Genomic DNA, 18,036 nt, shown 5'->3' with positions numbered 1-18,036 from the left:
GTCCCGCCCTTTCTACTGCTCGGCTTTGGGGGCGAACGACGAATCCCAGTACTCGGAGGGATCTTTCGCGGACTCGAGCAGTCCGGCGTCGGTCAGCGTGGTGATGGTGGTGGTCCAGTCCTCCTTGGCGTTGAAGCCGGGAGCCTGGTTGGCGGTGGCGGGCGTGGTCAGCAGCGGGATGGTCTGCTCCCACTGCTGCAGCAGCACATCGCGCGGCGGCATCTGCGGGTCCTTGCCGGCCATGGCGTCCACGGCAGCCTCCGGATTCTCAGCGGCCGCGGTGAAGGCCTCGCTGGTGGCGTCCACCATGGACTGAACCAGGTCGGGGTTGTCCTCGATGGTGGAGGTGTTGGCGATCAGCCCGTTGCTGAAGAAGTTCAGGCCGGCATCGGAATAACGCAGGTAGCGAACCTCTTTGCCGCTCTTGTTGGCGATCGTCGGGCCCTGATCGTGGGCGAACCCGATGAGGCCGTCGACCCGGCCGGAGAGCATGGCGGCCACCTTGCCCGCCGCATCGAGGCTCTGCTGGGTCACCTGGTCGGCGGGTACCCCCACCTTGTCCAGGTAGATAGGGAAGGTGGTGGTGGGCGCGTCGCCGGCGGACACCGCGATGGTGCGGCCGACGAGATCCTCCGGTGTCTCGATGCCGGAGTCCGCGAAGACCTGCACGGCCGACGGCGTGGTCTGCAGGAAGACACCGGCGCTCTTGACGCCGACACCCTTGTCGATGTTGCTGAGTACGGCGGGGGTGTCAGCCCAACCGAAGTCGGCCTGGCCGGAACCGATGGCCTGCACGGTCTTGGTGGAACCCTGACCGGCGTCGATGGTCAGGTCGATGCCGTGCTTGGCGAAGATGCCCTCCTGCACTCCGTAATAGAACGGGGCGTGCTCGCCGTAGGGGTACCAGTTGAGCATCAGGGTGGCCGGCGTGGCCCCACCCTCGGCCGACGACGACTGGGCGGCCGGTTCGCCACTGCCGCCGCCACCGCACGCGGCCAGCGCCAGGGATGCCACGGCGGCCGCCGCCAGGGTGCGGCCGCGTCGGATGTTCAGGGAAAAGCTCATGAGTGCCTCCGGGTTTCTTGGTCGGGTGGTGGGGTCAGGAGGTGGCCGAGGCGTTTCCGCGGCGCGAGGAATGCCAGGGAATGAGCAGCTTCTCGGCGATCTCGATGACGGCGAAGAGCAGGATTCCGAGCGCGGACATGATGATCAGCGCCGCGAACAGCATGGCGGTGTCGACGTTGCCGTTGGCCTGCAGGATGACGTAGCCCAATCCTTCGTTGGCGCCGACGAACTCGCCGACGACGGCACCGGTGACGGCGAGGGTGGCCGCCACTTTCAGGCCGGACATCAGCTGCGGCAGGGAGGCCGGGAACCGGATCTTCATGAAGGTCTTGAACCGGCTGGCACCCATGGTCGAGGTGAGCTCGAGGATCTCGGGATCCACCGAGCGCAGCCCGGCCAGGCCGGAGATGACGATCGGGAAGAACGCCATCAGCACGGCGACAAGGATTTTCGGCGAGGTACCGAAGCCCAGCCACACGATGAACAGCGGCGCGATGGCGATCTTCGGGATCACCTGGGCGAAGAGGATCAACGGGTAGAGCGTCTTCTCCAGGTTCGACGAGTACACCATCACCACGGCAACGAACTCGCCGATGATCGCGGCGATGACGAAGCCGACGATGGTCTCCCAGCCGGTGACCCAGGTGTTCTGGGCAAGGTAGGCCGCGTTGTCCTGCGCGGTCTGCCAGGTGTCCAGCGGCGAGGGGAGGATGTAGGGCGCCACCAGTTCGGCTTCGGTGACGGCCCACCACGCGGCGAGCAGGACGGCCACGAAGGTCAAAGGGCGCCAGAGTGCCGAGACGGCTTTGCGCCCCGAGAAGCTGGGGAGGTAACTCCTGCGCGGAGGGGTCGATCGCGAGGTGGGGGCCCCTGATGGCCGGACCCCGGTCGAAGCGGCTACCGCCATGAACAGTCCTAAGGTCGCAGTGTCCCGGGGTGCCGGTTCGTGGGGTCCCGGGTTTGGAATGCGCTTTCCGTAGCGGTTTCGACTGTAACGTGACCCATCGCACAGTGTCAACGCCGCTGTGGTGCGCACGTCGTACGACGTCAGAGCGCCGCCGCACGGCCACGTCCTGGGTGGCAGTGGTTTCATTGAGGCCGACTACGAAGGCGTCCGGGAGGGTCCTGTCATGAAAGCTGACCGTCGCGGGCTGGTCACCCTGGAGGATGTGGCGCGGCACGCCGGGGTCTCGCTGGCCACCGCCTCACGCGCCCTCAACGGCAGCGAACGCAAGGTCCGCAAGGAGCTCCACGATCGTGTGCTGGCTTCGGCCGCGGTACTCAAGTACACCCCGAATGCGCAGGCCCAGGCCATGGCCCGGGGACGGACCAATGTCATCGGACTGGTGGTGCACGACATCGCCGATCCCTACTTCGCGAGCATCGCCGCCGGGGTGATCGAGGCGGCCGACGAGGAGGGACTGCTGGTCACGCTGGCCAGCACCGGCCGCTCCCCGGAACGCGAGGTCCAGCACGTGGCCAACCTGCGGGCCCAGCGCGCCCAGGGGGTGATCATCGTCGGCAGCCGCGACGCTCAGACCTCCCGGCGCGGCCCGCTGGGGCAGGAAGTGGCGTCATTCGAAAGTGGCGGGGGCCGAGCGGTTCTCGTGAGCCAGCACCGCCTCGACACCGACACCATCGTGATCGAGAACCAGTCCGGGGCCCGCGATCTGGCCACTGAGCTGGTCAAACTCGGCTACCACAAGCATGCGGTGCTGTCGGGTCCGCCCACGCTGCTGACGGCCATCGACCGGGTCAACGGCTACCGCCGCGGCCTGACCGCCGCCAAGCTGGCCCTGCCATCCGAGCACGTCGTGGGCGGCGACTTCACCCGCGAAGGCGGTTACCGGGCCGCCGAGCGGCTTCTCGACCGGCTCGACCAGATCGACTGCATCTTCGCGGTCAACGACGTGATGGCCGTCGGCGCCATGGCCGCGCTGCGCGACCACGGGGTCTCGGTCCCCGGCGACGTGGCGCTGGCCGGCTTCGACGACATCGCAACCCTGCGCGACGTGACTCCGCGCCTGACGACCGTGCAGATCCCGCTCACCGAAATCGGCGCTCAAGCATTGCGATTGGTGCTGCAGGAACCGGGGCCGCAACCGCGCCTGCGGCGGGTCAAGAGCACCGTGGTGATCCGGGACAGCACTCCGGAACTGACGCGCTGAACCGGCGACAAACTCCCCCGCGGCTCTTGCCACCGATTTGGAAAGCGCTTACCGTAGCCGCATGACAGACGACACCCTCCGCATCATCATGAACGGCGTCACCGGACGCATGGGCTACCGTCAGCACCTGGTCCGGTCCATCCTGGCCATCCGTGATGAAGGCGGTCTCGAGCTCGCCGACGGCCGCCGGGTTCAGGTCGAGCCGATCCTCGTCGGCCGCAACGCCGGCAAGCTCGCTGAATTGGCCGACCGCCACGGCATCGCCGAATACACCACCGATCTCGATGGCGCCCTCGCGGATCCGACCTCGAGCATCTACTTCGATGCCCAGGTGACCTCGGAGCGCAAGAAGGCGATCTTGAAGGCCCTGGCCGCGGGCAAGCACATCTACACCGAAAAGCCGCTGGCCGAAACCGTCGAGGAGGGTCTGGAACTGGTCGAGGCCGGAAACGCCGCGGGCACCATCAACGGCGTCGTCCACGACAAGATCTACCTGCCCGGCCTGGTGAAGCTCAAGCGCCTGGTCGACTCCGGCTTCTTCGGCCGGATCCTCTCGGTCCGTGGCGAATTCGGCTACTGGGTGTTCGAGGGCGACCTGCAGCCCGCGCAACGGCCCAGCTGGAACTACCGCGCCGCCGACGGTGGCGGCATGGTGCTGGACATGTTCTGCCACTGGAACTACGTCATCGAGCACCTGTTCGGCCGCGTCGACTCGGTGATCGCCAAGGCCGTCACCCACATCCCCCAGCGCTGGGACGAGCAGAACCGTCCCTATGAGGCCACTGCCGACGACGCCGCCTACGCCATCTTCGAGGTGGGCGACACCATCGTGCAGATGAACTCGTCGTGGGCCGTGCGGGTGGAGCGCAAGGAGCTCGTCGAGTTCCAGGTCGACGGCACCCACGGTTCGGCCGTCGCCGGCCTCTTCGGCTGCCGGATCCAGCCGCGGGTCCGTACCCCCAAGCCGGTGTGGAATCCCGACCTGCCGACCGACCACGACTTCCGCGCCGACTGGGACGAGATCCCGGACAACCAGACCTTCACCAACGGCTTCCGCGCCCAATGGGAGCGCTACCTCACCGACGTACTCGAGGGCCGGCCCCACCCGTACGACTTCATGTCCGCAGTGCGGGGTCTGCAGTTGGTCGAGGCCGGGCTGAAGTCCTCCGACGAGGGCCGCCGGATCGAGATGGAAGACCTGAGCCGATGACCACCTCCACGCTGGCCGTGGAACTTCCCACTGCACAAGGTGATTGGGACACCGTGCAGGTGGCGGCGCCGACAGACTGGGCCGAACATCCCGGCGGCTTTGCCACCCGGCAGGCGTTCGCCGCGGCCCACGTGGCCGCCGATCCGTGGGGTGACAACGTTCCCGGCGCCCCCGCCGCGGTCGACTGGGATGCCACCCTGGCGTTTCGCCGCGACCTGTTCCGGTACGGCTTCGGTGTCGCCGAGGCCATGGACACAGCCCAGCGCAACATGGGCCTGGACTGGGCCGCCACCCAGGAACTCATCCGGCGCAGCGCCGAGCAGGCCCTGGCCGTCGGGGCCCGGATCGCCTCCGGTGCAGGCACCGACCATCGCGACACCCTGGCCTCGCTGCAGGAGGTCATCGACGCCTACAGCCAGCAGATCGCCTTTGTCGAGAGCACCGGTTCCGAGGTGATCCTGATGGCCTCGCGGCATCTGGCCCGCATCGCGCGCAGCGCCGAGGACTACCTGACGGTGTACGGCCGCCTGCTCGAGCAGGTGTCGCGGCCCGTGGTCCTGCACTGGCTCGGTGAGGCGTTCGACCCGCAACTGCGCGGTTACTGGGGCAGCACGGAGACAGCCACCGCCACCGCGACGTTCCTCGAGCTGATCAACGCCCACAGCCACAAGGTCGACGGGGTGAAGGTGTCGCTGCTGTCGGCCGAACACGAGATCGGGCTGCGGGCCGCGCTGCCCACCGGGGTGCGGCTCTACACCGGCGACGATTTCAACTATCCGGAGCTGATCCGTGGCGACGGCACCCACCACTCCGACGCCCTGCTGGGGGCACTGGCCGCCATCGCTCCGGCCGCCTCGACCGCCCTGGCCGCCCTGGACCGGGGTGACGTCGCCGGCTACGACGCGGCGATGAACCCGACGCTGGCGTTGTCCCGGCACATCTTCGAGGCACCCACCTATCACTACAAGACCGGTATCGCGTTCCTGGCGTGGCTCAACGGCCTGCAGCCCGGCTTCACCATGGTCGCGGGTCTGCAGAGCGCCCGCAGCGCGGTGCACCTGTCCACACTGTTCCGCCTGGCCAACGACGCCCGGGTGCTGCGCGATCCCGATCTGGCGATCGAGCGGATGACCAACTGGCTTCGGGTGCAGGGAATCTCACGATGACCGAGGTCCTGGATGTGCCGTCCGGACTGGCGGCCAGAGTGGAAACCCCCGGTCCCGGCGACCACCGGCTGGCCCGGCTGTCCCTGAACCAGCGGACGACGGCCTCGTGGGATCTGCGCTCGGCCGTCGACGGCTGCGCCGAGGCCGGGCTGCCGTCGATCGGGGTGTGGCGCGAGCCCGTCGCCGAGGTGGGGCTGAGCACGGCGGTCGGATGGATCCGGCAGGCCGGGCTCAGGGTGTCCTCGGTGTGCCGCGGAGGTTTCTTCACCGTCGCCGGACCTGCGCAGCGCCGGGCGGCACACGAGGAGAACCTGCGGGCCCTCGACGAGACCGCCGCACTGGGTGCACCCACGCTGGTGCTGGTTCCGGGTGGCCTACCGGCCGGGGACCGCGACCTGGTCGCCGCGCGGGCTCGCGCCACCGAGGCCATCGCCGAACTCGCCGGCGAAGCGGGTCAGCGCGGCGTACGCCTGGGAATCGAACCCATGCATCCGATCTTCGCCGCCGACCGCGGCGTGGTGTCGACGCTGAGTCAGGCCCTCGACATCGCCGAGCAGTTTCCCGTCAACCAGGTGGGCGTCGTCGTGGACACCTTCCATTTATGGTGGGAGCCAGGGATTTTCGAACAGATCGCCCGTGCCGGTGATCGCATCACCAGCTATCAGATCGGTGACTGGATCACCCCGCTTCCCCCCGATGCGCTGCTCTCACGCGGCATGGTCGGCGACGGGCACATCGACTTCGCCGCCTTCACCGCCGCGGTGGCCGCCACCGGCTACCCCGGCGATGTGGAGGTCGAGATCTTCAACGCCGATATCTGGGCCGCCCCCGGCGCCGACGTGGTGTCCACCATGATCCGGCGCTACTGCGAACTCGTCGAACCGCATCTGGCATGCGGGTCCTGATCGCCCCCGACAAGTTCAAGGGCTGCCTGCCCGCAACGGCCGTTGCGGCGCAGTTGGCGGCCGGCCTGGCCGAAGCGGGCGTCGAGTCGGTCTGCCTGCCGTTGGCCGACGGCGGCGACGGCAGCGTCGCTGCCGCGCTGGCCGCCGGATTCGGTGCCCACCCCGTCGTGGTCTCCGACGCCCTGGGCCGACCCCGGACGTCGACCATCGCGATGCGTGACGGCACCGCCGTGGTCGAGATCGCCGACACCTGCGGCATGTCCACCCTGCCCGCCGGAGTGTTGGCGCCTCACCGGGCGTCGAGTTTCGGCTTCGGACAAGCGATTCGGCAGGCGCTGGACCTCGGCGCGCATCGCCTGGTGCTGGCGCTGGGTGGCAGTGCCAGCACCGACGGTGGCACCGGCATGCTCGCCGCGCTGGGCTACCGCTTCCTCGACCGCACCGGCCGTGCGGTGCCGCCCGGTGCCGAACATCTGTCCCGGGTGCACCACATCGAGCGCAGCGCGGCCGTCGACCTGGCCGCTGTCGACGTCCTGGTCGCCACCGACGTCAGCAACCCGCTGACCGGCGGCTCGGGCGCGGCCGCGGTGTTCGGTCCGCAGAAAGGGGCCTCCCCCACCGATGTCGCGCAGCTCGACGCCGGGCTGATGAACCTGGCGCGCGCCGCGCAACGGTCCGGGTGGCCCGGCGCTCTGGCCGAGGCCGACGGTGCCGGAGCGGCGGGCGGGTGCGGGTTCGCGGCGCTGCTTCTGGGCGCCGCGGTGACCTCAGGTGCCGAGTACTTCCTCGATCTCTTGGAGTTCGATCGCCGGGTGCAGGAGTGCCAGCTGGTGATCACCGGGGAGGGTCGGCTCGATAGCCAGACCCTGTTCGGGAAACTGCCCGCAGCGATCGCCGAGCGTGCGGCTCAGCTACCCGTCGTCGCAGTGGTGGGCCGTAACGACCTGGGCGCCGACCCGGCTCCGTTCGCCGGCATCCATGCCGTCGCCGATCTGACCGACAGTGATACCTCGACGGACCCGGAGCAGACCGCGCTGCTGCTGCGCCGGATCGGCGCGCAGCTGACCGGGTGAGGGCGCGGGCCTACTCCGCGTCGGTGTGCGGGGTGGGGCTCTGCGCGGATTCCCATTTCGATTCGGGGAATCGGCGCACCACGGTTCCGGATGCGTACTCGATGTCGAACGTCTCGCCGTTGTCGGTCTCGAACGTCACCAGGATCGAGGCGGCGCCGTCCTTGTCGGTGGTGTCGTCCTTGTGCACCACCTTCGCGCTCTTACCGTCCCTGTCGACGAGGTCGCCTTCGGCCACCTGATCGATCGGGATCTCGTCGAAGGTCTCTGCCATGGTGGCGACGTTAGCCCACTGACTACAGCAATCACAGCCCACCCAGGTAGCCTCACTCAATCGCCCTTCGCTGGACGCCTGGTGAGCGGGGGGTCACCGAACTGTCATTGGGCGGCGTCGAGAGGCATCGGATGCCCGAAGGTCTTCAGAGGTGGTGGCACCACCCCGACCACTACTACTGGATGACCGCGTACCTGGCCGCCCAGGGAGCCCAGGCGGCGGTGTGCCGGGCCGTCGCGGCCACCACCCTCGGTATGGGCCTGGTCCCGCTGTTCATGCTGGCCAGCCCGTCCGGACCGCAAGACCCGCTGGGCCGGTCAGCGTCGGTGTTCATCACCATCAGTTGCCTGGTCATGGCGTTGTTCTGGCTGCGGCCCGCTTGGCCGAGCCGGCGGGCGTCGGGCGCCTTCGTGGTGTGTTCCAGCCTGCTCATCGCACTGACCTGCCTGACCGGTGGTGACGTGGTGGCCAACGCGACGGCCGGTGCGGCGTTCGCCATCCTCGGCGCCTACGTCGGGTTGTTCCACACGGCGCGGCTGGTGCTGACCAATGTCGTCATCGCGGTGGTGACCATCGCGGTGACGGCGACCCAGCTCGCCGCGGCCCGCGACATCGTCTTCGGCGCGTGCACCGGGGTGTTCATCCTCGGCATCAACATCGTGGTGCCCGTCGCCTGCCAGACACTGGTGCACATGCTCGAGGTGGACGTGCTCAGCGACGACATCGACACGGTCACCGGGCTGCTGAACAAGGACGCGTTCTATCTCCAGACCAGCGAACTGATCGGAGCGCGCAACCGCGGCGATGACCGCTATCTGATCATCGCCGTCACCACCCTGGACCATTTCCGTCTGCTCGGCGAGACCGAGGGCCGAGTGGCTACCGACCGGGCCCGGGTGGCCGTCGGGCAGACCTTGCGCGATGTGACGCGCCGCGACGCCGTGGTAGCACACATCGGCGAAGAGGAATTCCTGATCTCCGACACCTTCCAGACCACCGATGTCAGTCCGCTCGTCGACCGGGTGCGCAGTGCCATCGCCACCACCCCGCCCCGGCTGACGGCCAGCATCGGCGTGGTGAGCACTCCCCTGAAGGGCTTGGCGAACACCCCGTATCACGAGGTCCTCGACGAGATGGTCACCATCGCGACGGTGGCCATGTTCGACGCCCGGCTGGCCGGCGGTGATCAGGTGCGGTACGTGGAGTGCCCGCCGCTGCGTGCCCTGGACGACCGCCGCGACAACTGACCCGGCTCAGGTGTGCCGCACCTGGTTGCCGCCGGAACGCTTCGCGATGTACATGGCCGCGTCGGCGCGGGTGCACAGCTGCCCCACGATGTCCTGCTTGGCCTCCGGGCTCAGATGGTCGACACGGCCCGTCGCCGAGCCCACGCTTGCGGTGATCGGGAAGGGCAGCGCGGCAACCGCGTCGCAGATCCGCTGCGCCAGTGCCCGCGGGGTGGTGTCGGTGGCGAAGTCGGCCACCAGGAATTCCTCGCCGCCCACGCGACCGGTGACCACACCGCCTCGACCGAGCGAGGTCAACACCCGGCCCACCGCGATCAGCGCTTGATCTCCCACCGCGTGTCCGCTGGTGTCGTTGAGGAGCTTGAACCGGTCGAGGTCCACCATCATGATCACCAGGTAGCACGGCGCCGCGCGGCCGGTGTGCAACACCTCGTCGACGCGCTCGAAGAAGGCCCGCCGATTCAGCAGCCCGGTGAGGGGGTCGTGGCGCGCCTGCAGCAGGTCGATGCCCAGTACGTGGACCACCGCTTGCACCCCGAACGGGACGCCGGTGTTCATCAGCAGCACGAACAGCAGCGCCGCCAGCACCTCTGCGGTGTCGCCGCCGAATCCGTACACCGTGGCCTGCACGACGCTGAGATAGATGGCGACCGCGAAGTTGTAGACCATGAAGCTGGCGCCGTGAAAGCAGGCGATGTAGCCCCCGGTGATCGCGAAGGCCACACAGCCGATCAACCCGACCATGGCGTTGGCCTGCGTCTGGCACACCACCGCGATGCACAGGTTGATCGACAGGATGAACGCGATCGATTGCCGCTTGGTGGGCCAGCGGATCAACCACAACGCACCGCAGGCCAGAGTGCCTGCCGTTGCGGTCCACGCCAGTGTGCGCAGGATCGGGCCGTGTACCGCACCGGGGCTGAGCATCAGCACCGCGGCCACGACGCCCAGCGAGAACGTGATGGCGGCGATGAGCGTCCGGCTGATGTTCAGCATGCCGCGGGCGCGCAGGTAGCTACTGATCCAGTGGTAGGAATCCGGTTGACGCCACCACCGTTTGATCGAGGTGATCAGCGATACTTCGGCAACCATCTGGTGAGAACCTTTGCCCCCGCGTCGGTCCGTAATCGGTAGTTCCCCGCCCACCGAGATGAACGCAGGATAGGTCGCCCGGCTGAAACACGTTCTATTTCGTGGGCAAACTGCTCACAGCGTAGATGACAGGCGTTCAGCGGCCGAACGGCGTCGACGGACGCGGATCTCCAGTGCTCCTCGATGACACCGCGGGCGCCGGCTGACCACCGGCGCCAGTTCAGGACGTCCGCGTGATGCAGTCCGACGGTATCCGCGAACGGTCTCTTGTCGTCTTCGACATACTGAACCGCCCAGCCGTGGACGCGGATCGTGTCACGCAGGTGGTCCAGATAGTCGATGGTGGCGCCGGGTTGTCGCATTGCCAGCACATGGCCGCGCCTTTCTTTCGTAGTTGCGACCAGCATCCGCTCGGGGTCCGACAAGCGAGCCGCGCAGCCACCACATCGGCGCGTGAGCCCCGAAACCACTTGTCCCGCTAGGGTCGTCGTATGCCTGCCGACGCACCCACCATTCTGGCCACCAGCGGTGGTATCGGTGCGGGCCGGCGAACCAGGCTGGCCTTCACCGCACTGACCGATTTCGCCGTGGAACTGTCCGGGGTGACCGGCCGGGCGCCGAAGGTGTGCCTGTTGGCGACGGCCATGGGCGATGACAAGGCGGTGCTGCACTACCTCACCGAAGCCGCTCAGGTTCGAGGGTTCTCGGTCTCACACGTGTCGTTGTTCCCCATGCCCAACGTCGACGACGTCACCGCGCATCTGCTCGGGCAGGACGTGGTGTGGGTGTTCGGCGGCAGTGTCGCGGGCCTGCTGGCGATGTGGCGGTTACACGGACTCGACACCGCGCTGCACAGCGCCTGGCGATCCGGTGTTGTCCTGACCGGCATCTCGGCCGGCTCGATCTGCTGGCACGCCGGGGGCACCACCGATTCGTTCGGCCCCGAGCTCCGGCCGGTGACCGACGGGCTCGGGTTCGTTCCCTACGCCAACGGCGTGCACTACGACTCCGAGGACCAGCGCAGGCCGTTGTTGCACCGGCTCGTCGCGGATGCAACGCTGCCCGCCGCGTATGCCACCGACGACGGCGCCGGGGTCCTGTACCGCGGCACCGAGTTCGTCGAGGCGGTGACCGAAAAGGGCGGCGCGGCAGCATATTTCGTTGAAGCGGTCGATGGCGCCGCGGTCGAGACCACGTTGGACGTGCGGCTGCTCTGACCCGTCGGGTGCGAACACCGCTGCCGTCACACCCGCCGCTGCCCGGATTGCCGACGACCGCCACGCTGCCAGCTGCGCGCCCCCGGGCCAACCTTGATCGGGACACTCACGGTCGATCACGTGTTGTGGGTCCCGCCAGACCAGCGCAAAGCACAGAGGTCACGAACTCTTTCGAATTCGTGACCTCTGTGCCTGCGGTTCAAAGAACCGCTCGCGGTGTGTGGAGCTCAAATGCAGGTCAGAGTGCCAATCCGGCGGCTGATTCCACCGACTTTTCGCGATTTTTCCACCGACTTTATCCAGGATCAGAAGACGACTTCGGTGGTGCCGCTCTGGCCTTCGTTCGGTCGCGTCTGGTGGCATCAGCGCTCCTCCTCGCAAACTATGAACCTAGCGTTTCCGCTGGCAGGGTGCATTCTGTGGCGATTCGGTGAAGTTGTGCCGTTTCATTCCACCGACTTTTCCGAGCTGCGGAAATGACGATGGACCGCACCTGTTGAGCGCGGTCCATCGTGCGGAGATGCTTCTAGGTTCTTGGGGGTGTTCGGGCGGGCTCGTGGCCGAGGTCGGCGGCTAGCTGACGCATCCGCATGTCGATGGACTCACCCCTGACCTTGGCTGGGTCGAAGTTTGCTTGACTTTCCCGGTTGGAGGCGACGACAGCCATGGCCAGGATCAGCTTGATCATCGGGTCGCGCCGCGGCCCGTCGGTGAGCTGCCTCAGCCCTGTCACGTGGGCGGACTTGAGGTGGCTGAACCGCTGCTCGGTCAGCGCGCGAGCTGCCTCGAAGTACACCGCGTGTTCCCAGCTCCCGGGTACCAGATCCCATTGCGCGCGTTTGAACTGATCCGGAGTGAGGGTGACCATGACGCTGGACTTGGCGCAGCACCCACGTTCGTGGGCCTGCCAGGTCGGCTCCGCGACCGGGACTCCGCGACGGCCGTACTGCATGGATTCGGGTTTGAGTGGACAGATGACGTTCCCCAGCGCCGCCGGACAGACCAGTTTGACCTTCACCACTTGCTTGCGTGAGCGCCCCAGAACGGGCCTGCCGTGCCCGCTTTGTGCGTAGAAGGGCCGTGAGTTGTAGCCCATGAGGTAGGGCAGGATGCGCCGCAACCGCTTGTCGTGGAGGCGGAACTGATCGCTGCTTAGGAGGTGCTCCATCTTCGGTGCACTGTGGCCTTTGATTTTCGCCAGGACTGCGGGGCAGAAGGACGCCCCGGCCCATTGGAGAGCGCCTGGCTCGGGCTCGGAGGCGGGCGCTCCGGCAGGTTTCGTTGAGGGGCATTCGATCCCCCAGCCCTTGGGGAACCGGCCGACGAAGTTGTAGCGACGTTCGAGCAGGATGTCGGCAGTTTTGTCCTTCGTGTTGTAGGCCATGTCCGATGTCATGAACGGCCACTTGGCCCGGAGACTTTCGGGACGTCCGGTCAGATCGTTGGCCTCGGCTTGTTCGAGCGCATCAGCCATGCCTTCCGGGCTTCCTGAGGTGCCGTAGTGGATGGCGATGCCGACGAAGACCGGGGCCACGGCGTGCATCGCGGTGGGCTTGCCGATGCGGGTCAGTCCGGTCATTTCCAGGGTCATCCCCGCATAGGTGATCTGGCGGGTGGTGCCCGTGCCGTCGCCGGCCGCAGACTTGCGGTCGCGCACGTGGTAGTTCGCACTCGGTACGGCGCCGCGCATCTTGTCGTCGGCGACGCCGATCGTGCCGTCTTGTTTGGCGACGAGGTAAAGGGTGCCGTCGACGACCAGGTCTCCCCGGCAGCCTTCTGGGTTCTTGACCTCCACGGACGCCGCAACGAGGCGGTTGATGGCCAGGTGCACAAGTCGTGCGGCGCGTTCAGCATGCTCGCGTTCTTCATCGGTGCGCTTTTCGAGACGGGCGAGATGTTGGGCATTGGTCATGCGCCGGGCCGGCAGGTCAGCCCAGGAATCGAAAGGCCTGAGTCTGCGTGTCCACCAGGCGGTGAAGCGCTTGTACTCCGCATGGTGTTGTCGCCAGATCCGCGAGCAATCCTGGTCGTGCATGCCGACTGCGGTGAGTTGGGCCGGGGTGAGCTCCGCAATCGTCTGCAGGATGCCCGTCAGTGTGGGAGGGCGTTTCATAATGACTCTGTGAGAAGCGATACCAGAACTGCGGTGGTCGTATAGGCGATGCCTTGTGGGCGTCGCCCGACGGCCTCTCGACGATGAGGGTGTTGATCGTCGATGAGTTCGGCTACCCCGGATTCCCACACCAGGTGGTGGGCGTAGTTGAAGAGGTCGTCGGCGATGATGCACTCCGGTTTGCGTGCGGCGATCATCGCAGGCTGTCCTGCTGGATGGTGATAGCGTGCCGTATCTTGAAGTTCGGCAACTCTTTTCGCAGATCGCTCAATACCCTCAAGTCCGCAACATCCGCTAGCTGCAACAGCATCGCTGTCGGTATGCGCCGTTCGGCCATGTCAAGAATCCACCGGTTGCGCAGCGCCGCCGCCCTGACCGGTGGATATCCCTTGTTCGTCAGCTTTTCGCTGATGCGGTTCACGATGTTGCGTTCAGCAAACTCGGCGTTAGGGGCCAGCACCAAGCCGTCGCCGACTCGGGCCGACAATCCGATGAGCCGGGAGTTGATGCCGGGTTCCAGGACCGGTACCTGCCGCACGCCGCCGGCGACGTTGGGCAGGGCGACGACGCAGATCGCTCGGCCATGTGAGCGCACCGTCGTGATCGACGTTCCTCGCAGCACCTTGAAGTCGGCCGCGCGGGCACCGACGCCGTAGCTGAGATCCGCCAACGCCAGCGCTCGCATCCCCAGCGGGGTGGGCAATTCCCAGACGACCCTATAGAAAGAGCGGATCTCGTCGTAACTGGCTGCCTTCCGCTTCGTCCGCGCCACCGGCGTTACCCGCTCTGGCGGGTACTCCCGGGGATGGAACAAGCGTCCCGCGGTGTAGAGGACGTGGCGGACTTGCCGATGACCTCGGGGTTTCTGCGCTCCGGTGACCTCCAGTCGCTCGTCGACAGGTCCGCGTTTGAGAGCTCGCTTGGCATCGACGACGCCACCGACGGCGGCCCAGGCCAGATGCCGTGCCACCTCAGCGCACGACTTCATGTCTGTCGTTTCGCAGCTGAAGTCGGTCATGCACTGGACCTTCGCGGCCTGCAGAACCGCTTCCCTGGCGATCTCGGGGTCCGGGTAGCGGATCGTGATCGCGGTAAGCATGGCCATGCGCTCTTCGAGATCGGGGCCCGGCTCCGGCACCGGCGTTAAGGCGGCGCGTTGCATAAACGCCGATGCCGCTTCCAGAAGCGGCTCGGGCGGTGCCGCGTCAGGAACACTCACCGACGCATCGGCCGGGGTGAACCTCTTGATTCGGGACATCAGCGACCACTGCCGATCACGCGGCGTGGTTGGTTGACAATCGTGCGTGGGCACGCTGAACTGAACACAGTCCTCCTTGGAGGGTTTGAAGAGCCTGAGAACTCTTTGTTTGTCTGGAAGCCGGGCTGCAACCCGGCTTTCGGCATTTCTGGGCGACATATGCCGCGGGAAGTGCCGTTACCGCACTCAAGCTAGTTGTTCGATGCACCTCCCAAATTCCGTTCGGGGGCAACAGGATTGAGCGGATTCTCGATAGACTCGCCGCGATCGATTCCCCGCTGGCTCAGCGCCAGCTTCAGGAGTTCACGTCCGGCCTGCGACAACGTGATGTCGGCGCAGTCCGCATATGTGTAGACGGCTTCGGCGATTGCCGGTGGCAGGCTGAACTCGACTCGCACCCGTGAAAGGCGCCCGTTACGCGGCCTGCCCATCGCAGCTCCCGTCGAGTCCCGGAGATTTGTCGAGAGATTCCCGGCCGTAGATTAACCGAACTGTCACGCTGAATACGTTGCTGTTGAAGGCTTCTCGCAAGAGCCGGTGTGATCTTTTACCGTATGTGGTGAACTTCGAAAGCCAGGCGCCGTAGCGGCGAGATGGTCCTTGTTCAGGTCACGATTCCACTCTACGCACGCGCTCTGTGCGCATACCCGTTGTTGAACAACATATTTCGACCTCCTGAGACAAATAATGCCCTAGGGTTGATCGAACTCGCGACCGCCGCCAGCGCCTGCGCACGGGACTCGACAATGCAGATCAAAACATCCAACTACAGCTTCGGAGAGGTCAGCACAAACAGTATTTCGCGCGCGTGTCGCCGGCGCTGATGCGTCGACAGTGACGAGAGTCCAGGACGGGACACGGGACATGCAGCTTCGTTCGTCTCAGATCTGGGGATTACGTTCAATCATCGACCACGGCAACGGAATCTGGTTCACCGGCGATACGCCTGACGGTAGCCCGCTGCATGTCGGTCAGCATGTCCTCGGTGTAGCCATCGATCGCCAGAGCCCACCACACCGTTCTCATGTTGGGACATTGAGGACAACATCGGGGGCCGACGACGCCGAACTGGCCCATGCGCGGCGGATAGTCCCATCCGAGGTCGAACGCTTCGGCCGGGGTCAGGATCTCCTCCACCCCGCACACTTCGCAGATGTGACGCCACTGTGGTTCGGTGTCCGTCATGCGCGCCAGTCTCGCCTGCGGGAGTGACAAGTGTGCGAGGCGGACGAGGAGCACCTCAGCACCGAGACCCAAGGGGTCGACCAGGCGGCGCCCACCGCCAGGCGGCTATCAGCCGTGCTGGTCTCAGCCGGCCGCGGCGCGCGCCCGCGCCCTGCTCGACCCGCCGCAGAAGTGACCCCGCTGATGCCCGACGACACGGAGAACACATCGGGGGACCGGCGCTGGCGATCCGCAGCGACCTTCCAGGGGTTTCTTGACCACATGGACGAGTTCCGGCGCTCACCGGAAGGTCGGCGGCTTCAGGCCGATCAACACGCTGCCGAGGCGGACCTGCAAGCGTGGCTGGCCGATCAGCCGGGCGTCGTCGTGGGCCGCCACGGCGGCCAGGTGCCCGAGCAGTGGGAAGGCCAGGTCGACGGGCACAGCTTCTACTTCCGCGAACGGGGCGGGAACTGGGACATCGAACTGGATCTGCACGAGCAGCAGCCCGGCATAGCCAAGGGAGACCTCATCGCCACTGGACGATCACCGCCCCCGGATATGGGCAGAGCCCCCGGCAGCGGGCGGCGTTCATCGTCACCACCATCCGCAACCATCTGCGGCGCACGCGGTCCGCCGAGGCCGCCGCCAGCTCGGACTTCACCTACCAGGTCGAGCGGTCGCCGGCGGACAACGAGTTCGTGGGCCTGGTCGCCGAGTTCCCCTCGTTGTCCTGGTTGGCGCCCACCGAGGACGAGGCGCTGCACGGCATCATCAAGGTCGTCGAGCAGATCGCGGCCGATGACCCCGACACCGGCCGTGGGGGACTCCGTTGGCCGAGGAGAGCAGTCCGCCGTTCAACGCCGTAGGCACAGGCACGCTGTATCCGCTGCACATCCTGCAGTTCCTGTCGAATTCCGAGAAGAACCAGTTGCTCAACACCGTGGCCACCACCCAGGTCAATATGGGCGGTGTGACTGTTGAACCGGAGCCGCCCGGCAGCGTGGCCTCAACCGTCAACCAGGGTCTCGTCGCCAAGGGATCGGTCCTGGCCCGGGGCGAGTTAGCCAGATCCACGCGGCCGAGGCAGACCGAGGTGGCGCTAAAGCCGGTCTTTGCGTTCGAGCAGTTGTTTCGGTATGCCGACCAAGATGGCGCACAGCACTCGCTGGTCGTCGGCGACGCATTGAACGAGATCGGCCCGGATGTCGTCGAGGCGGTCACCTACCTGCTCTCAGCGCACAAACGAGACCACGAAACCGCTGACTCGGTGAGGCAACCATTCCAACCGCCACCGGCCTTGCGGACTCGGAACGGCGCGGGCACCGGAGACTGGCCGACCATCGGTATCGGGTGCGAGAGTGGCAGACGTGAGCATCCATCGAGCACGCCACCACCGGTCGCCGAGATCGTTGCCCATGATGTGCGGAGGCCCGACCAATGCTGGCAGAGACAGCGATAATGCGCTCTGAAACCTGGTTCACGTCTGACCTACACCTCGGGCATGCCCTCGTCTCCGGACTACGTGGCTTCGACACCACCGAAGCTCACGACGACGAACTCGCCCTGCGGTGGGATACCCGCATCCGACCCCTCGACGACGTCTGGGTTCTCGGCGATATCTCCGGCGGCGGGCGCGGCAGTCAACGTCACGCCCTGGAGTGGCTCGCCGAGCGACCCGGCTCCAAGCACCTCATCGCCGGCAACCACGACGGCGTACACCCTATGCACCGCGATGCCCACAAGGCACTGCCCGCCTACCTGGATGTATTCACATCAGTCGCCAAATCAGCGCGCCGCAAGATCGCAGGCTGTGAGGTTCTGCTGTCCCACTTCCCATACGCCGGTACAGCCGGAAACGAGGACGCTGGCGGCCGTTACGACCAGTGGCGGCTACCGGATATCGGATCCTGGCTGCTCCAGGACACACACACAGCACTACGCGTCGCGAACAGCACAGTATCCACGTCGGCTTAGACGCCTGGGCGCTCACACCGGTCTCAGTTGGACAGATTAGTAACTTACTTCACGAGTTGAGGTAGCCAACAGCCAACAGCGTTATAACAGCTGGGAGACAAAGAGCTTGC

Annotated in this window: 20 protein-coding genes; 10 read left to right on the top strand and 10 right to left on the bottom strand. The window is 66.5% G+C overall.

From position 1 onward, the window contains the following. Positions 1–12: 12 nt before the first annotated feature. A complete protein-coding gene (locus NL241_RS00330) occupies positions 13–1,065 on the bottom strand; it encodes an ABC transporter substrate-binding protein (protein ID WP_487692106.1) in 1,053 nt (350 codons plus the stop codon). Positions 1,066–1,099: 34 nt separating this feature from the next. Further along, positions 1,100–1,837 carry an ABC transporter permease gene (locus NL241_RS00325; protein WP_494398448.1) on the bottom strand — a complete coding sequence of 246 codons (738 nt, stop codon included), beginning with the start codon at positions 1,835–1,837 and terminating at the stop codon, positions 1,100–1,102. Positions 1,838–2,195: 358 nt separating this feature from the next. Between NL241_RS00325 and NL241_RS00320 the strand changes: the two genes are divergently transcribed. From NL241_RS00320 to NL241_RS00300, 5 genes are all read left to right on the top strand, one after another. Beyond that, positions 2,196–3,233 (top strand): LacI family DNA-binding transcriptional regulator, encoded by a 1,038-nt coding sequence (locus NL241_RS00320; RefSeq protein ID WP_494396465.1) that lies wholly within the window; start codon positions 2,196–2,198, stop codon positions 3,231–3,233. 61 nt (positions 3,234–3,294) lie between these two features. After that, the gene (locus NL241_RS00315) at positions 3,295–4,443 is read left to right on the top strand and encodes a Gfo/Idh/MocA family protein (RefSeq protein WP_494396464.1); all 1,149 of its coding nucleotides are present in this window, start codon (positions 3,295–3,297) and stop codon (positions 4,441–4,443) included. After that, positions 4,440–5,609: a dihydrodipicolinate synthase family protein gene (locus NL241_RS00310; protein WP_494396463.1), complete on the top strand. Its 1,170-nt coding sequence runs from the start codon at positions 4,440–4,442 to the stop codon at positions 5,607–5,609. Before NL241_RS00315 ends, NL241_RS00310 begins: the two co-directional genes overlap by 4 nt. Then, on the top strand, positions 5,606–6,514 hold the full coding sequence (locus NL241_RS00305; RefSeq protein ID WP_494396462.1) for a sugar phosphate isomerase/epimerase family protein: 909 nt from the start codon (positions 5,606–5,608) through the stop codon (positions 6,512–6,514). Before NL241_RS00310 ends, NL241_RS00305 begins: the two co-directional genes overlap by 4 nt. Then, positions 6,502–7,587 (top strand): glycerate kinase, encoded by a 1,086-nt coding sequence (locus NL241_RS00300; protein WP_494396461.1) that lies wholly within the window; start codon positions 6,502–6,504, stop codon positions 7,585–7,587. Before NL241_RS00305 ends, NL241_RS00300 begins: the two co-directional genes overlap by 13 nt. A 10-nt stretch (positions 7,588–7,597) precedes the next feature. Here the strand turns inward: NL241_RS00300 and NL241_RS00295 are convergent, their stop codons facing one another. Further along, entirely contained in the window at positions 7,598–7,858 is a 261-nt protein-coding gene (locus tag NL241_RS00295; protein ID WP_494396460.1) for a hypothetical protein, read from the bottom strand. 131 nt (positions 7,859–7,989) lie between these two features. Here NL241_RS00295 and NL241_RS00290 point away from each other — a divergent pair, with 131 nt between their 5' ends. After that, entirely contained in the window at positions 7,990–9,105 is a 1,116-nt protein-coding gene (locus NL241_RS00290) for a GGDEF domain-containing protein (protein ID WP_487692095.1), read from the top strand. A gap of 6 nt (positions 9,106–9,111) precedes the next feature. On the opposite strand, the gene NL241_RS00285 is transcribed toward NL241_RS00290, so the two are convergent. Then, on the bottom strand, positions 9,112–10,197 hold the full coding sequence (locus NL241_RS00285; protein ID WP_494396459.1) for a GGDEF domain-containing protein: 1,086 nt from the start codon (positions 10,195–10,197) through the stop codon (positions 9,112–9,114). Positions 10,198–10,688: 491 nt separating this feature from the next. On the opposite strand from NL241_RS00285, the gene NL241_RS00280 reads away from it, so the two are divergent. Further along, complete coding sequence (locus NL241_RS00280) at positions 10,689–11,414, top strand: Type 1 glutamine amidotransferase-like domain-containing protein (protein ID WP_494396458.1); 726 nt, start codon at positions 10,689–10,691, stop codon at positions 11,412–11,414. A 526-nt stretch (positions 11,415–11,940) separates the two neighbouring features. Here the strand turns inward: NL241_RS00280 and NL241_RS00275 are convergent. From NL241_RS00275 to NL241_RS00250, 6 genes are all read right to left on the bottom strand, one after another. After that, positions 11,941–13,527, bottom strand: coding sequence for a hypothetical protein (locus tag NL241_RS00275; protein ID WP_494396457.1), 1,587 nt, complete (start codon positions 13,525–13,527; stop codon positions 11,941–11,943). Then, positions 13,524–13,724 (bottom strand): hypothetical protein, encoded by a 201-nt coding sequence (locus NL241_RS00270; protein ID WP_494396456.1) that lies wholly within the window; start codon positions 13,722–13,724, stop codon positions 13,524–13,526. The genes NL241_RS00275 and NL241_RS00270 overlap by 4 nt, the downstream gene beginning before the upstream one ends. Beyond that, complete coding sequence (locus NL241_RS00265; RefSeq protein WP_494396455.1) at positions 13,721–14,785, bottom strand: hypothetical protein; 1,065 nt, start codon at positions 14,783–14,785, stop codon at positions 13,721–13,723. Before NL241_RS00265 ends, NL241_RS00270 begins: the two co-directional genes overlap by 4 nt. Before the next feature lie 191 nt (positions 14,786–14,976). Next, on the bottom strand, positions 14,977–15,183 hold the full coding sequence (locus NL241_RS00260; RefSeq protein ID WP_494396454.1) for a hypothetical protein: 207 nt from the start codon (positions 15,181–15,183) through the stop codon (positions 14,977–14,979). Between the two features lie 502 nt (positions 15,184–15,685). Continuing rightward, on the bottom strand, positions 15,686–15,970 hold the full coding sequence (locus NL241_RS00255) for a hypothetical protein (protein WP_494396453.1): 285 nt from the start codon (positions 15,968–15,970) through the stop codon (positions 15,686–15,688). 279 nt (positions 15,971–16,249) lie between these two features. After that, positions 16,250–16,447, bottom strand: a complete 198-nt coding sequence (locus tag NL241_RS00250) for a hypothetical protein (protein ID WP_494396452.1) — start codon at positions 16,445–16,447, stop codon at positions 16,250–16,252. Positions 16,448–16,650: 203 nt separating this feature from the next. Between NL241_RS00250 and NL241_RS00245 the strand changes: the two genes are divergently transcribed. The 3 genes from NL241_RS00245 to NL241_RS00235 are packed head-to-tail and all read left to right on the top strand — an operon-like array spanning position 16,651 to position 17,926. Continuing rightward, a complete protein-coding gene (locus tag NL241_RS00245; RefSeq protein WP_494396451.1) occupies positions 16,651–16,818 on the top strand; it encodes a hypothetical protein in 168 nt (55 codons plus the stop codon). Continuing rightward, positions 16,782–17,411 carry a hypothetical protein gene (locus tag NL241_RS00240; protein WP_494396450.1) on the top strand — a complete coding sequence of 210 codons (630 nt, stop codon included), beginning with the start codon at positions 16,782–16,784 and terminating at the stop codon, positions 17,409–17,411. Before NL241_RS00245 ends, NL241_RS00240 begins: the two co-directional genes overlap by 37 nt. Then, positions 17,411–17,926 carry a metallophosphoesterase gene (locus NL241_RS00235; protein WP_494396449.1) on the top strand — a complete coding sequence of 172 codons (516 nt, stop codon included), beginning with the start codon at positions 17,411–17,413 and terminating at the stop codon, positions 17,924–17,926. Before NL241_RS00240 ends, NL241_RS00235 begins: the two co-directional genes overlap by 1 nt. Positions 17,927–18,036 lie beyond the last annotated feature (110 nt).

This window comes from Mycolicibacterium sp. SMGY-1XX (assembly GCF_059132455.1).
The sequence above is the reverse complement of the archived record's forward strand: the minus strand, read 5'-3'. Positions and strand labels throughout refer to the sequence as shown.